Source organism: Pseudomonas protegens (assembly GCF_003732485.1).
Classification (GTDB): Bacteria; Pseudomonadota; Gammaproteobacteria; order Pseudomonadales; family Pseudomonadaceae; genus Aquipseudomonas; species Aquipseudomonas protegens_B.
Genome location: NZ_MOAK01000080.1, coordinates 212,557 through 227,567 on the forward strand (window position 1 = coordinate 212,557; position 15,011 = coordinate 227,567).

Sequence of the window (15,011 nt, forward strand, 5' to 3'; positions counted from 1 at the left end):
GCGGCGACCTCTGGCTAGGGTTCGAACAAGATGATTTGGCTCGTTGGGCCACCGCTGCGGGACTGACTCCCGGGGAAAGTCTCTATGTAGGCTTACGTAATGGTTTCCAGATCCAGGTCCGCCATTTTCAGCGACCGGCTGGCGACACTCACCATCGGTAAATTTTAGGAAACCGTCGAGATGAGCGAATACTCCCTTTTCACCTCCGAGTCCGTGTCTGAAGGGCATCCGGATAAAATCGCTGACCAGATTTCCGATGCGGTGCTGGACGCCATCATTGCCCAGGACAAGCACGCCCGCGTAGCGGTGGAAACCCTGGTCAAGACCGGTGTTGCCATCGTCGCCGGCGAAGTCACCACCAGCGCCTGGGTCGACCTGGAGCAGATCGTCCGCGACGTGATCTGCGAGATCGGCTACACCAGCTCCGACGTCGGCTTCGACGGCGCCACCTGCGGCGTGATGAACATCATCGGCAAGCAGTCCCCCGACATCAACCAAGGTGTCGACCGGGCCAAGCCTGAAGATCAGGGCGCCGGCGACCAGGGCCTGATGTTCGGCTACGCCAGCAACGAAACCGCGGCGCTGATGCCGGCTCCGATTGCCTTCTCCCACCAGCTGGTCCACCGCCAGGCTGAAGCCCGCAAATCGGGTCTGCTGCCATGGCTGCGCCCAGACGCCAAGTCCCAGGTCACCTGCCGCTATGAAAACGGCATCGTGGTCGGCATCGACGCGGTGGTGCTGTCGACCCAGCACAACCCGGAAGTGTCCTACAACGACCTGCGCGAAGGCGTGATGGAACTGATCGTCAAGCACGTGCTGCCAGCTGAACTGCTGCACAAAGACACCCAGTTCCACATCAACCCGACCGGCCAGTTCATCATCGGTGGCCCAGTGGGCGACTGCGGTCTGACCGGCCGCAAGATCATCGTCGACAGCTACGGCGGCATGGCCCGTCACGGCGGCGGCGCGTTCTCCGGCAAGGACCCATCCAAGGTCGACCGTTCGGCCGCCTACGCCGGCCGCTATGTCGCCAAGAACATCGTCGCCGCCGGCCTGGCCGAGCGTTGCGAGATCCAGGTGTCCTACGCCATCGGCGTAGCCCAGCCTACCTCGATCTCCCTGAACACCTTCGGCACCGGCAAGATCAGCGACGACAAGATCGTCAAGCTGGTCCGCGAGCACTTCGACCTGCGTCCTTACGCGATCACCACCATGCTCGACCTGCTGCACCCGATGTACCAGGAAACCGCGGCCTACGGTCACTTCGGCCGTGCGCCACAAACCAAGACCGTGGGTGAGGACACTTTCACCACCTTCACTTGGGAAAAAACCGACCGCGCCGACGCCTTGCGCGCTGCTGCCGGCCTGTAAGCTTCACCTGGCAACATCCAAAGCCCCGCCCGGCTCGCCCGGCGGGGCTTTTTTGTGGCTGAAGGTTTCCTTCCAAAGCCAGTCGACAACCGTCGATTCAGGGCCCCGGGCCATTGACGACGAGTTTTGGCGCCCGATGAAACACCCGGCAAACACCTTCGTCCAAGCCCGCAGCCAATCCCCTCTAGCCTTGAATGCATGCCCATCAGAGCAAGGATGCTCCCCATGCTGCCAAGACTCTTCCTGCTGCTTCTGGCCCTCGCGGGCCTACCCGCCCTGGCCCAATGCCCCAACTGGCCAACGTCTCAGGCCGACCAGGAAATCAGTGCCCTGCAGCAACAGCTCAAGATCTGGGACACCCGCTACCACCGCCACGGCCAATCGCCTGTAGCCGACGAGCTCTACGACCAGTCTCGCCAGCGCCTGGCCAACCTGCGGCAGTGCTTCCCACAGATTCCCGTCACTGCGGACCGGCCGCTACTCGACGCCCGGGGCAGCATCCCCCACCCCATTGCTCACACCGGGGTGGAAAAGCTCCCCGACGACAACGCCGTACAGCTCTGGCTAAAAGGCCGCGAAGGTATTTGGGCACAACCCAAGATCGACGGCGTGGCCGTGACCCTGATCTACCGTCAGGGCCGCTTCCACCAGGCATTGAGCCGGGGTGACGGCCTGCTGGGCCATGACTGGAGCGCCGGCGCCCGACAGATCCCGGCCATTCCCAAACTATTGCCACAGCCTGTGGACCTGCTGCTGCAAGGGGAGCTGTATCAACGACTGGAGCAGCACATCCAGGCCCGCGCAGGCAGCCTCAATGCCCGCAGCCGGGTCGCCGGATGGCTGGCACGCAAACACCTGCCGATGGCAGAAGCACAGCAGATCGGCCTGTTTGTCTGGGACTGGCCACAAGGCCCCGCCACCTTGAGTGAACGCCTGGAGCAACTGGCGCAGCTGGGCTTTACCGAAGGCCGTGAATACAGCCGGCCCATCAACGGGTTCAGCGAGGCCCGGCAATGGCGAGAGCACTGGTACCGTTCTCCCCTGCCCTTTGCCAGCGACGGCATCATTCTGCGACAAAGCCAGCGCCCGGCCGCCGAGCGCTGGCAGGCCAAAACCCCGCACTGGATTGCCGCGTGGAAATATCCCTACGCCCAGGCCCTGGCCAATGTGCGCCAGGTGCGATTTCGAATCGGCCGCACCGGACGCATCACCCCCTTGCTCGATGTCGAGCCTGTCACCCTCGATGACCGGCAGATCCGCCGCGTCAGCGTCGGCTCGCTACAACGCTGGCGAACACTGGATATAGCGCCCGGCGATCAGGTGGCCATCAGCCTTGCCGGACTGACCATTCCTCGCCTGGAGGGCGTGGTACTCAGGAGCCCGCAACGCCAGGCCATCCAGGCCCCGGCCCAGGAGGACTTTCATGGCTTGAGCTGCTGGCAGCCATCTCCCGGTTGCGAGAGTCAGTTTCTCGCGCGACTGACCTGGCTCAGCAGCAAACAGGGCCTGGACCTGCAGAATGTCGGCGAGCAAACCTGGACCAGGCTGGTTGAAACAGGCCGTATCAAAGGCCTTTTGGATTGGCTGACCCTGGATCAGGCAGAGCTTGCTAACATTGCCGGCTTCGGCAAACGCAGCAGCTCTCGTTTGCTCGAGAGCCTGCACCGGGCGAGACAGCAACCCTTCCCTCGCTGGCTGAAATCACTGGGGCTGCCACCCAGTGGCTCAGCCGACCTGAGCGGGCCATGGCAAGCCCTGGCACTGAAAAGCAGCCAGGACTGGCAGGATGAGGCAGGGATAGGAGCGGAACGTGCTGCGCAACTGACGGCGTTCTTCCGTGATCCACAGGTACTGGCGCTGCGTGCAACCTTGAGCGATGCGGGTATCGAAGGTTTTTAGTCCGTCATCCCGGGGCGGAGGTTGAACCACCCAGGCGGGATTGGGCTCCAACAACCCACTCCCGATACCAGCATCAATATTTGAATTGGTTATTTTTTGATCTTTTTTTCCACCTGGAGCCTTCCATGAAACTGTTTCCATCCCTCGCTGCCCTGACCCTGTGCAGCCTGATGAGCGCGCCCCTGCTGGCCGCCGAACAAGCCCCGCAACTGACCGGATGTGCCGCCAAGCGCCAGGCCATCATGACCCAGATCGAACAGGCCAAGGCTCATGGCAACAGCAATCAGCAAGCCGGTCTGGAGCGCGCCCTCAACGAAGTCACCACCCACTGCACCGATGCCTCGCTGAAGAAGGATCGGGAAAACAAAGTGCTGGAAGCCAAGCACGAAGTCAGCCGACGTCAGGCCGATCTGGAAAAGGCCATGAAAAAAGGCGACTCGGAGAAGATCAACAAGCGCAAGGACAAGCTCGCCGAATCCCGCAAGGAGCTGCAGCAAGCCCTGGACGAGCTGGACAAGTAAGCAGCGCCTGTCACGGTGAGGGAGCCTGCTCCCTCACCAGCGCAAGCCAGCTTGTCGGAATCGCCACTCAGTGATTGCGGAACTCTTTGTGGCAAGCACTGCAGACGTCCTCGACCTTCTGTACTGCCGGCCCCAGGTTACTGGCCTTGTAAGGCTGGACCTGGCTGATGGTCACCAGTTCGCCGGTGGCCGCCTCGAGGTTGCGCGCCAGCGCCTGGAATCGCGCCTGCTTGCGCCAGACATCATCGGTGGCGCTGGTGTGATCCTCTTCCTTGACCTCGGGGAAGTGCTTCCAGGGTTCATGGGACAGGCTGTCGAGCTTGACCGCACCTTCGGCAAAACGTGCACCGTCGAACGGAATCCGCCCACGCAGCATGCCCCCCAGGTCCTCACCGGTCTTGAGCATCTGTTTGAAGATCGCCTTGCGCTGACCCAGGGGCGAGTTGGGGTCGACACCGCCACAGGCGGAAAGCGTCAGGCAGGCCAGCAATACAACAGAAAGTCTTTTTAGCGTCATGGTGGCTTCAGGTCAGGTCACGGAAACGGCGGCCAGTATCCTCGCCTCCCCGGCAAACACCAATAGCCCTATTAATAATAGGGGTTGTTCGCAACCACCCAGTCTGTGGATAACTCTTAAAGGAAATACAGCATGAACCCGAGCTTCCTCCGCTGGCGTCGCCACCTGCTCTGGACCCTGCCGGCCCTGGCACTGCTCGCCGGCTGCAACGGCGGCGACAACGGCAAGCCTGAGCCAACCCACGCCTTGGCCACCTACAACAGCGCATCCTGGGAGTCGCTGCCCAACGTTGCCGATAACGACCTGCTGGCCGGCTTCGGCTCCTGGCGCAGCGCCTGCACCCGTTTGAAAGCCGACCCGGTGTGGGGCGCCACCTGCGCTGCAGCGGCCAACGTGCCACAGACCCCGGCCGCTATCCGTGACTTTCTCAGGGAACACCTGGAGGTCTATGGGCTGCGCTCGGGCAGCGGTAGCAGCACCGGCTTGATCACCGGCTACTACGAACCGGTGTATCCCGGCAGCCTGACCCAGACCCGGACGGCCAATGTGCCGGTATACGGCGTGCCGGACGACATGATCATCGTCGCGCTGGACAGCCTCTATCCGGAACTCAAGGGCAAGCGCCTGAGGGGCCGTCTCGAAGGCCGGGTCCTCAAGCCCTATGACGATGCCGCGACCATCGAGACCAAGGGGGTGAAGGCTCCGGTGCTGGCCTGGCTGACCGATCCGATGGACCTGCAATTCCTGCAGATCCAGGGCTCGGGAAGGATCCAGCTGGATGACGGACGCCAACTGCGGATCGGCTATGCCGACCAGAACGGCCATCCCTACCGGCCCATCGGCCGCTGGCTGGTGGAGCAGGGGGAACTGAAAAAAGAAGACGTGACCATGGGCACCATCGCCGCCTGGGCCAAGGCCCATCCGACGCGGATTCCCGAACTGCTGGGCAGCAACCCGAGCTACGTGTTCTTCAATCGCAACCCGGGCAGCAACGAAGGCCCCAGAGGCTCGCTGAACGTGCCCTTGACCTCTGGCTACAGCGTCGCAGTGGATCGCAAGGTCATCCCCCTGGGCAGCCTGTTGTGGCTGTCCACCACCCGTCCCGATGGCAGCAGCCTGGTACGTCCCGTGGCCGCCCAGGACACGGGCGGCGCTATCACCGGCGAAGTGCGCGCCGACCTGTTCTGGGGCACTGGCGACGCTGCCGGACAACTGGCCGGCGACATGAAGCAGTCCGGCCAGATCTGGATGCTCTGGCCCAAGGGGGCGGCGCTGCCCAAAGTGCCGGAAGTTCCCAATACCCCTTAACCCTGTGTAGGAGCCGGCTTGCCGGCGAAGACGATCTTGCGGGTAGCTCTGCCCGCAGCCGGCTCCTACGAAGGCAAGGGTCAGACTGAAACGAAGAAGAAACTGGCGATCAGGCCCATGCCCACGAACCACACCAGGGAGCGCAGGATCGCCCAGTCCGCCAGGTAGCAGATCATGTACAGCAGGCGGCTGGTGACAAACAGCACCGCCAGTACGTTGATGGTCACCAGTTCGGCGTTGCCCGCCACATGGGCGATGATCACTGCCGCAGCGAATGCCGGGGTTACCTCGAAACCGTTGAGCTGCGCGTTGTGGGCCCGCTTGGGCAGCCCCTCCAGGGTACTCAGGAATGCCCGTGGGTCATGGTTGTAGCGGAGCCCATATTTGCCGGCGCCCTTGGCGATGGCGGTACACAGGTAGGGCAGAACAATTGCGATCAACACACACCAGAAAGCGACAGTCATGGAGCAAATCCTTTTTTAGAATTTTAGGGAGTGTTCAGAACTTCATCACCAACATGCCAATCAGCACCAATCCACAGGCTAAGAGCCGTGGCCGGCCGAAAGGTTCTTTCAGGTAGCGCATACCGAACAGCACCACCAGAATCACACTGATTTCACGCAGCGCCGCCGCTTCTGCAATCGAGCCCAACTGCATGGCCCAAAGCACCAGAGCGTAGCTGAACAGTACACAGAAGCCGACGCTCAGCCCCAGGCGCCACTGCTCACGCCAGAACTGCGCAAACGCGGGCCGCTTCCACACCACCGCCACCAGGGGAAAGGGCCAGGCGCTGAGCAGCGTGACCCAGGTCAGGTAGTCCAGCGGGTGCGACCAGCGGCGCAGGGCCTGGCCGTCGATAAAGGTATAGCAACCGATGCACAGGCCGATCAGCGCCACCACCGGCAGCATGCTCCAGGGCAGGCGCGCGCCGCCTCCGCCCTGCCAGAGCAGGCAAAGCATGCCGAAGGGAATCAGCAGGATACCGAGGATTTGCTGAGTGCTCAGGGCCTCACCGGCAAAGATCAGGGTCAGGGCCAGCACCACCAGGGGCGACAAGCCGCGCATCAATGGATAGACCAGACCCAGGTCCCCCACCCGATACGCCTGGATCAGCAAATAGCGGTACAAGAGCTCGAAGGCCGCCGAGGCGATGATCCAGGGCCAGATCTCCGGTGGCGGCCATTGCAGGAAAAACAGCATGATTGCCACGAACAGCAGCGCCACGCTGTCCATGCAGGCCACCACCAACAATCGTTCGCCACTGAACTTGATCAGGGTGTTCCATGCCGCATGCAGCAGCGCCGCCACCAGAACCAGACTTGTCGCCAGCACCTCACACTCCCTGTTTGCCTGAAGGTCATCGGATCTCGTGCGGTACGGCCATGCCTGAGCAGAGCGCCCGACCACAGAGGGGGAATCCTCGCATGCCGGTAACCCCGCTTGCACGGGCCGCCCGCTTTTTTGGCAGTGGCGGCAGCGAATTCGGCAGCATGGACGTGCCCGGGGCATTTTTCCCGGCGGGCCTGCAACGTCACCACCTCGCTGTGGTCAATCTGTGCGGCGAAACAGCATTGCGCTGCAAGGGAACAGCCCCCTGCGCCACAACAAACTGTGTCCCGTCCCGCCGCTGGCACATCAAACCTTTGGCCTGAAAGAGTTCAGGCTGCTTTTTCTGTGTTCATCCAAAGGAGTCCGGATGCTTGAACTTGTCGCTGCCTTTATCTGCCTGACCACCCTGCTTACCTACGTCAACTTCCGTTTTATCGGCCTGCCGCCGACCATCGGCGTGATGGTCACTGCCCTGCTCTTCTCCTTGCTGCTGCAGGGGTTGAGCTACCTCGGCTTCCCCGGTCTGGAGGAACATGTCGAGGAGCTGATCGGCAAGATCGACTTCGGCGACCTGCTGATGAACTGGATGCTGTCGTTCCTGCTGTTCGCCGGCGCCCTGCACGTCAACCTCAACGATCTGCGCAGCTATCGCTGGCCCATCGGCCTGTTGGCCACCGTCGGCGTGCTGATCGCCACCTTCGTCATCGGCAGCCTGGCCTACTGGATCTTCGGCCTGTTCGGCTGGCACGTGAGCTTCCTCTACTGCCTGCTGTTCGGCGCACTGATCTCCCCCACCGACCCCATCGCGGTGCTGGGCGTACTGCGGACCGCCAACGCCTCCAAGCCGCTGAAGACCACTATCGTCGGCGAGTCGCTGTTCAACGACGGCACTGCGGTAGTGGTGTTCACCGTACTGCTGGGCATCGCCCAACTGGGTGAAACCCCGACGGTGGGCGCCACTGCCTGGCTGTTCGTCCATGAAGCCGTTGGCGGCGTGGTATTCGGTGGCCTGATCGGCTACCTGGTGTACCTGATGATCAAGAGCATCGAGCAGCACCAGATCGAAGTGATGCTGACCCTGGCTCTGGTAATCGGCGGTTCGGCCATGGCCAGCGAGATCCACGTATCGGCGCCGATCGCCATGGTGGTAGCCGGCCTGATCATCGGCAATCTGGGGCGCAATCTGGCGATGAACGACATGACCCGGCGTTACCTGGATGGTTTCTGGGAGCTGCTGGACGACATGCTCAACGCCCTGCTGTTCGCCCTGATCGGCCTGGAACTGTTGCTGCTGCCGTTCAGCTGGCTGCACTTGGCGGCCGCAAGTCTGTTGGCGGTGGCCATCATACTGTCGCGCCTGCTCACCGTGGCCCCGGCAATCCTCCTGCTGCGCCGCTGGCGCAGCGTGCCCCGGGGCACCATTCGCGTGCTGACCTGGGGCGGCCTGCGCGGTGGCGTCTCGGTGGCCCTGGCCCTGGCCCTCCCACTGGGACCGGAGCGCGACCTGGTGCTGAGCATCACCTACATCGTGGTGTTGTCCTCGATCCTGCTGCAGGGCCTGACCATCGGCAAACTGGTGCGCCACGTCACCCAGGATGCCCCGGTAGCCAAGACCGAGGCCCACTGATCACTTCTTGATCTGTCGCGGGTCGGGCGCCACTGCCCGATCCGCGTTTTTGTTCGCTGTGCCGCTCTCGCTGCGCACCTGGGCATGGCTGATCAGAGCGAAGATGAAACTGCCGCCGATGATGTTCCCCGCCAGGGTCGGCCCGGCGAAAACCTGCCAGAAATCCCGCCATCCCAGCTCGCCGGCAAACACCAGGTAAGAGACTTCGGCCGAACCCACCACAATGTGAGTGAAGTCCCCCAGCGCCATCAGGTAGGTGATGAGGATGATGATCCACATCTTGGCGCTCTCCATGGACGGAATCATCCAGACCATGGTGGCAATCATCCAGCCGGAGATGATGCCCTTGGCGAACATCTGCGAGCTGTCGTTCTCCATCACCTTGCGACCGATTTCCAGAAAGGCCTGGTCGGTCCGGCTGTCGAAGATCGGCAGATGCAGCATCACGTAGGCCACCAGCAGGGTGCCGCACAGATTACCCACCAGCACCACACCCCATAAGCGCAACAACCGCCCGAAGTTCTTCAGGCTCGGCTTGCTCATCACCGGCAGTACCGCGGTCAGGGTGTTTTCCGTGAACAGTTGCTGGCGCGCGAGAATCACTGCCAGAAAGCCCGCGCAATAGCCGAAGCTGGCGATCACCTTGAAGGCCTCGCCATCCGGCAGGCGGGAGTTGAGCAGGCCCATGCCCATCAGGGACAAGCCCATGGTCAGGCCGGCCGCCAGAGCCGACCACCACAGGGCGGCGACGCTGCGCTCCAGCTCCTGATCGCCCTGGGTGCGGATGATTTCGTGCAGGACCGCCGCGCGGGGCGGCTGGTTACGGTCGACGTCCTGCTGCTCCGCAGCCGAAAGGCCGGGGGTTTTACCGTCGTTTCGAGTGTCCATGGGAGTCCTGAACCAGGTGGGTCGTATGAGTTACGACACGCGGGGTTCAGGGCTGTTCCGTCCGGATCGGAGCCCGCTGCCTGGCGAATGGGATCAAGGCCCTCGCCGGCGAATGGTTTCAGGCTTCGTCCTTGAACTGGTCCTTGACGTACTTGATCTCGGTGCGGCCGTGGGGCGCCGGCAGGCCGTCTTCACCCAGGTTGACGAAGACCATTTTTTCAACGGTGAGAATGGATTTGCGGGTGATCTTGTTGCGCACTTCGCAGGTCAGGGTAATGGAGGTGCGACCGAACTCGGTGGCGGTAATGCCCAGCTCAATGATGTCGCCCTGGCGTGAGGCACTGACGAAGTTGATTTCCGAGATGTACTTGGTGACCACTCGCTGGTTGCCCAGTTGGACAATGGCGTAGATCGCCGCTTCTTCGTCGATCCAGCGCAACAGGCTGCCGCCGAACAGCGTGCCGTTGGGGTTGAGGTCTTCGGGTTTTACCCACTTGCGGGTGTGGAAATTCATATGCACTCCTGAACGTCCTGCCAATTGATGCCCGGCATAATGGCAGACCGGGCGGTCATGCTCTATGCAACATCGACTATGGTCGCGATTAACGATCTTCATCCAGGCAACAGAAACACTTTTGGAAGTCTGGCTCAGGCGGCTATAATCGCCACCGTTTCAAAACGGTCATCTGCACTTGATACCGTTTTCCCGCCACCTGTCCGAGGGGCGCTGCAGCAGGCATGACCTGTCAGGCTCGGATGGGGCGTTGTCGGTACAGGTTTCCCTGTACGGACACTAAACGCACAACGGCGCCCATTCGCACACTACGAATGGAGGCTCTTGATGAGCGCTGTAAACACGCCTGCAGATTTTACCGACTACAAAGTCGCCGATATTTCCCTGGCCGCCTGGGGCCGTCGCGAAACCATCATCGCCGAGTCGGAAATGCCGGCCCTGATGGGTCTGCGCCGCAAGTACCTGACCGAACAGCCGCTCAAGGGCGCGAAAATCCTCGGTTGCATCCACATGACCATTCAGACCGCCGTGCTGATCGAAACCCTGGTTGCCCTGGGTGCCGAAGTTCGCTGGTCGTCCTGCAACATCTTCTCGACTCAGGACCAGGCCGCTGCCTCCATCGCCGCCGCCGGCATCCCTGTGTTCGCCTGGAAAGGCGAGACCGAACAAGAGTACGAGTGGTGCCTGGAGCAGACCATTCTCAAGGATGGCCAGCCTTGGGACGCCAACATGATCCTCGACGACGGCGGCGACCTGACCCAGCTGCTGCACGACAAGTATCCACAAGTGCTGGAGCGCGTTCACGGCGTGACCGAAGAAACCACCACCGGCGTGCACCGCCTGCTGGACATGCTGGCCAAGGGCGAGCTGAAGGTTCCTGCGATCAACGTCAACGACTCGGTGACCAAGAGCAAGAACGACAACAAGTACGGCTGCCGTCACAGCCTCAACGACGCCATCAAGCGCGGCACCGACCACCTGCTGTCCGGCAAGCAAGCGCTGGTCATCGGCTACGGTGACGTGGGCAAGGGCTCGGCCCAGTCCCTGCGTCAGGAAGGCATGATCGTCAAGGTTTCCGAAGTTGACCCGATCTGCGCCATGCAAGCCTGCATGGACGGTTTCGAACTGGTTTCGCCGTTCATCGACGGCATCAACCACGGCACCGAAGCCAGCATCGACAAGGCCCTGCTGGGCAAGATCGACCTGATCGTGACCACCACCGGTAACGTCAATGTTTGCGATGCAAACATGCTCAAGGCTCTGAAAAAGCGCGCTGTGGTCTGCAACATCGGTCACTTCGACAACGAAATCGATACCGCTTTCATGCGCAAGCACTGGGCATGGGAAGAAGTGAAGCCACAGGTACACAAGATCCACCGTACCGGCCATGGCGATTTCGACCCACAGAACGACGACTACCTGATCCTGCTGGCCGAAGGCCGCCTGGTGAACCTGGGCAACGCCACCGGTCACCCAAGCCGCATCATGGACGGTTCGTTCGCCAACCAGGTTCTGGCGCAGATCTTCCTGTTCGGCCAGAAGTACGCCGACCTGTCGCCGGCCCAGAAAGCCGAGCGCCTGACCGTTGAAGTCCTGCCGAAGAAACTCGACGAAGAAGTGGCCCTGGAAATGGTTCGCGGCTTCGGCGGCGTGGTCACTCAACTGACCAAGCAACAGGCTGACTACATCGGCGTGACCGTTGAAGGTCCGTTCAAGCCAGACGCTTATCGCTACTAAGAGCAGTTGCAAGCGTTGAGCTTCAAGCGGCAAGCCAGGGCCACAAGCCGGGCTTGCCGCACAAAGCCTCAAGCTTTGCCCCTATTTGCTTAAACAGCGTCAGGCAACAGGCTCCAGAATCAGGAGATGAGCGCACCCACGCTTCTCTTGGCGCTTGCAGCTTGCGGCTTGTAGCTGGAGGTTGCTTCCATGTCCCAAGATCGTCGCTACAGCTTCGAGTTCTTTCCGACCAAGACCGATGCTGGGCATGAAAAACTGCTCGCCACTGCCCGTCAGCTGGCCGGCTACAACCCCGACTTCTTCTCCTGCACCTACGGTGCCGGCGGCTCGACCCGTGATCGTACGGTCAACACCGTGCTGCAACTGGAGAGCGAAGTAAAAGTCCCTGCCGCACCGCACCTGTCTTGCGTTGGCGACAGCAAGGACGACCTGCGCGGCCTGCTGCTGCAGTACCAGGCAGCCGGCATCAAGCGCATCGTTGCCCTGCGTGGCGACCTGCCTTCGGGCATGGGCATGGCCAGCGGCGAGTTGCGCCACGCCAACGACCTGGTGAGCTTCATCCGTGAAGAAACCGGCAGCCACTTCCATATAGAAGTCGCCGCCTACCCGGAGATGCACCCGCAAGCACGCAACTTCGAAGACGATCTCACCCATTTCGTACGCAAGGCCAATGCTGGTGCCGACAGTGCGATCACTCAGTACTTCTTCAATGCCGACAGCTACTTCTACTTCGTCGAGCGCGTGCAGAAGATGGGTGTGAACATCCCGATCGTGCCGGGCATCATGCCGATCACCAACTACAGCAAGCTGGCGCGCTTTTCCGACGCCTGCGGCGCCGAGATCCCTCGCTGGATCCGCAAGCAGCTGGAGGCCTACGGTGACGACAGCGCCAGCATCCAGGCTTTCGGCGAGCAGGTCATCAGCGAGATGTGCGAGCGCCTGCTGCAGGGCGGCGCACCAGGACTGCACTTCTACACCCTGAACCAGGCCGACCCGAGCCTGGCCATCTGGAACAACCTGAAGCTGCCGCGCTGATCGGCGACGCTTCACCAGGCCCCGGCGCAAACCGGGGCCTTTTTATTTGCCTCAGCCTTGATCTAGAGCGGCTGGAACTGCCCCTAGCAATTGCATGATCTCTCGTCGTAATCTCCAGCAATGTCCGTCATTGCCCAGCTGCTGACAGCCCTCCTCTGCACTTGCCTGAGCCTCGCCGCCCATGGCGAGAAGCTGCGCGTTGTCACCGAACCCTGGGCACCTTATGTCTATGAGGAAAACGGCAAGGCCCTGGGCCTGGACTACGAAACCACGGCCATTGTCTTTCAGCGCCTGGGGATAGAAGTGGAGTGGCAGTTCCTGCCGTGGAAACGCTGCCTGGCCATGCTGGAAACCGGCCAGGCCGACGGAGCCCTGGATATCTTTCATAGCGACCAGCGCGACAGCACCCTGCTCTACCCCAGCGAACCGCTCTCGGACGTGGAATTCGTGATGTTCTACGCCAAACAGCGCCCCCATCCGTTCAAGCACCTGGATGAACTCAAGGGCCTGACCATCGGCACCTCTCCCGGCTACCTGTATAGCGATGACTTCAGCAGCTCGACCCTGTTCAACCGTGAACCGGCACCGACCCATGAAGCCAACTTCGGCAAGCTGCTACTGGGGCGGATCGACCTGCTGATCACCGACAAGCGAGTGGGTCAGCATCTGCTGGACAGCCTGGGCATTCGCGATCAGGTCAGCCAGAACCCCGCGGTCATCAGCCGCCAGAGCCAGTACCTGGCGGTGCGCCGCAACGCCGGGATGGACCTGTTGGTGCAACGCTTCGGCGCCGAACTCAAGCGCTTCAAGCGCGAACCGGCCTACGCCGAGTTGAGCGCCAAGTACGGGGCGGAACCTGTGCTGCCCCCTGTCAGGTCGTCCTCCACCCGGGAGTCAGAAAAAACCGTTGAGCAGCAGGAAAGCAGCGCACACTGATTGCTCTGTTATACTCCGGCCTCCCGCCAGGCTTACGCCCGGACGCTGGAACCTGTTCAAGGCCTCTCCACCACGCTACGGCGCAGCCAACCGGCCCGCGCGAGCCTGGGATGGATAAGTCTTCAGGCCAGCAGGACCGGACGGGATTGCGTCCTCTTAAACGCCATTCACGCCCGGCAAGATTATCCCTTTGGGCCAAGCCCTCACTAAAACAGGATTACTCATGTCCTTTGCTTCCCTCGGTCTCTCCGAGGCTTTAGTCGGCGCCATCGAAGCCGCCGGCTACACCCAGCCTACTCCGGTGCAACAGCGGGCCATTCCCGCCGTGTTGCAAGGTCGCGATCTGATGGTCGCGGCACAGACAGGTACTGGTAAAACCGGCGGTTTCGCCCTTCCGATCCTGGAACGGTTGTTTCCCAACGGTCATCCGGACAAATCCCAGCGTCACGGCCCGCGCCAACCGCGCGTACTGGTCCTGACCCCGACCCGTGAACTGGCCGCACAGGTGCATGACAGCTTCAAGCTGTACGCTCGTGACCTGAAGTTCGTCAGCGCCTGCATCTTCGGCGGCGTCGGCATGAACCCGCAGGTCCAGGCCATGGCTCGCGGCGTCGATGTACTAGTGGCATGCCCCGGCCGCCTGCTGGATCTGGCCGGCCAAGGCAGCGTCGACCTGTCCCACGTGGAAATCCTCGTGCTCGACGAAGCCGACCGCATGCTCGACATGGGCTTCGTCCATGACGTCAAGAAGGTCCTCGCCCGTCTGCCTGCCAAGCGTCAGAACCTGCTGTTCTCCGCGACCTTCTCCAAGGACATCACGGACCTGGCCGGCAAGCTGCTGCACAACCCCGAGCGCATCGAAGTCACCCCGCCGAACACCACGGTGGAGCGTATCGAGCAGCGGGTGTTCCGCCTGCCTGCCAGCCACAAGCGTGCACTGCTGGCACACCTGATCACCGCCGGTGCCTGGGAACAGGTGCTGGTGTTCACCCGGACCAAGCACGGCGCCAACCGCCTGGCCGAGTACCTGGACAAGCACGGCCTGAGCGCTGTGGCGATCCACGGTAACAAGAGCCAGAACGCCCGCACCAAGGCCCTGGCCGACTTCAAGGCCGGCGACGTACGCATCCTGGTCGCTACCGATATCGCCGCCCGCGGCCTGGATATCGACCAGCTGCCCCACGTGGTCAACTTCGAGCTGCCTAACGTCGACGAAGACTATGTGCACCGTATCGGTCGTACCGGCCGTGCAGGCCGCTCGGGGGAAGCCATCTCCCTGGTAGCTCCGGACGAAGAAAAACTGCTGAAAAGCATCGAGCGCATGACCAA

The 15,011-nt window shown here is 62.0% G+C and carries 14 protein-coding genes, 1 pseudogene and 1 riboswitch; of the genes and pseudogenes, 10 read left to right on the top strand and 5 right to left on the bottom strand.

All coding sequences use genetic code 11. The features are described from left to right. The 4 genes and pseudogenes from BLX41_RS36005 to BLX41_RS22190 all read left to right on the top strand — a co-directional run. Window positions 1-161 (top strand): annotated as a pseudogene (locus tag BLX41_RS36005) (ArsR family transcriptional regulator); the annotation flags it as partial. 19 nt (window positions 162-180) lie between these two features. Next, window positions 181-1,371 (top strand): methionine adenosyltransferase, encoded by a 1,191-nt coding sequence (gene metK / locus BLX41_RS22180; protein WP_123726615.1) that lies wholly within the window; start codon window positions 181-183, stop codon window positions 1,369-1,371. A 225-nt stretch (window positions 1,372-1,596) separates the two neighbouring features. Continuing rightward, window positions 1,597-3,270, top strand: a complete 1,674-nt coding sequence (ligB, locus tag BLX41_RS22185) for an NAD-dependent DNA ligase LigB (RefSeq protein ID WP_123726616.1) — start codon at window positions 1,597-1,599, stop codon at window positions 3,268-3,270. Window positions 3,271-3,395: 125 nt separating this feature from the next. After that, a complete protein-coding gene (locus tag BLX41_RS22190) occupies window positions 3,396-3,791 on the top strand; it encodes a DUF1090 domain-containing protein (RefSeq protein WP_123726617.1) in 396 nt (131 codons plus the stop codon). 67 nt (window positions 3,792-3,858) lie between these two features. Here the strand turns inward: BLX41_RS22190 and BLX41_RS22195 are convergent, their stop codons facing one another. Continuing rightward, window positions 3,859-4,308, bottom strand: a complete 450-nt coding sequence (locus tag BLX41_RS22195; RefSeq protein ID WP_123726618.1) for a c-type cytochrome — start codon at window positions 4,306-4,308, stop codon at window positions 3,859-3,861. Window positions 4,309-4,440: 132 nt separating this feature from the next. Here BLX41_RS22195 and mltA point away from each other — a divergent pair, with 132 nt between their 5' ends. Then, on the top strand, window positions 4,441-5,616 hold the full coding sequence (mltA, locus tag BLX41_RS22200) for a murein transglycosylase A (protein WP_123726619.1): 1,176 nt from the start codon (window positions 4,441-4,443) through the stop codon (window positions 5,614-5,616). 80 nt (window positions 5,617-5,696) lie between these two features. Here mltA and BLX41_RS22205 read toward each other — a convergent pair whose 3' ends face one another. Then, on the bottom strand, window positions 5,697-6,080 hold the full coding sequence (locus BLX41_RS22205) for an MAPEG family protein (RefSeq protein ID WP_102862043.1): 384 nt from the start codon (window positions 6,078-6,080) through the stop codon (window positions 5,697-5,699). A gap of 34 nt (window positions 6,081-6,114) precedes the next feature. Then, on the bottom strand, window positions 6,115-6,948 hold the full coding sequence (locus BLX41_RS22210; protein ID WP_123726620.1) for an EamA family transporter: 834 nt from the start codon (window positions 6,946-6,948) through the stop codon (window positions 6,115-6,117). A 364-nt stretch (window positions 6,949-7,312) separates the two neighbouring features. Here BLX41_RS22210 and BLX41_RS22220 point away from each other — a divergent pair, with 364 nt between their 5' ends. After that, window positions 7,313-8,572, top strand: coding sequence for a cation:proton antiporter (locus tag BLX41_RS22220; RefSeq protein WP_123726622.1), 1,260 nt, complete (start codon window positions 7,313-7,315; stop codon window positions 8,570-8,572). Here the strand turns inward: BLX41_RS22220 and BLX41_RS22225 are convergent, their stop codons facing one another. After that, a complete protein-coding gene (locus tag BLX41_RS22225; protein ID WP_123726623.1) occupies window positions 8,573-9,460 on the bottom strand; it encodes a formate/nitrite transporter family protein in 888 nt (295 codons plus the stop codon). 118 nt (window positions 9,461-9,578) lie between these two features. Continuing rightward, on the bottom strand, window positions 9,579-9,974 hold the full coding sequence (locus BLX41_RS22230) for an acyl-CoA thioesterase (RefSeq protein WP_060841501.1): 396 nt from the start codon (window positions 9,972-9,974) through the stop codon (window positions 9,579-9,581). A 199-nt stretch (window positions 9,975-10,173) separates the two neighbouring features. Beyond that, window positions 10,174-10,280, top strand: a riboswitch (S-adenosyl-L-homocysteine riboswitch). Window positions 10,281-10,301: 21 nt separating this feature from the next. On the opposite strand from BLX41_RS22230, the gene ahcY reads away from it, so the two are divergent. From ahcY to BLX41_RS22250, 4 genes are all read left to right on the top strand, one after another. Further along, window positions 10,302-11,711 carry an adenosylhomocysteinase gene (gene ahcY, locus BLX41_RS22235; protein ID WP_123726624.1) on the top strand — a complete coding sequence of 470 codons (1,410 nt, stop codon included), beginning with the start codon at window positions 10,302-10,304 and terminating at the stop codon, window positions 11,709-11,711. A gap of 189 nt (window positions 11,712-11,900) precedes the next feature. After that, the gene (gene metF, locus BLX41_RS22240) at window positions 11,901-12,746 is read left to right on the top strand and encodes a methylenetetrahydrofolate reductase [NAD(P)H] (RefSeq protein WP_123726625.1); all 846 of its coding nucleotides are present in this window, start codon (window positions 11,901-11,903) and stop codon (window positions 12,744-12,746) included. Window positions 12,747-12,866: 120 nt separating this feature from the next. Then, on the top strand, window positions 12,867-13,682 hold the full coding sequence (locus BLX41_RS22245) for a substrate-binding periplasmic protein (protein ID WP_123726626.1): 816 nt from the start codon (window positions 12,867-12,869) through the stop codon (window positions 13,680-13,682). 223 nt (window positions 13,683-13,905) lie between these two features. Next, on the top strand, window positions 13,906-15,011 hold a 1,106-nt coding region (locus tag BLX41_RS22250), incomplete at its 3' end, for a DEAD/DEAH box helicase (RefSeq protein ID WP_123726627.1).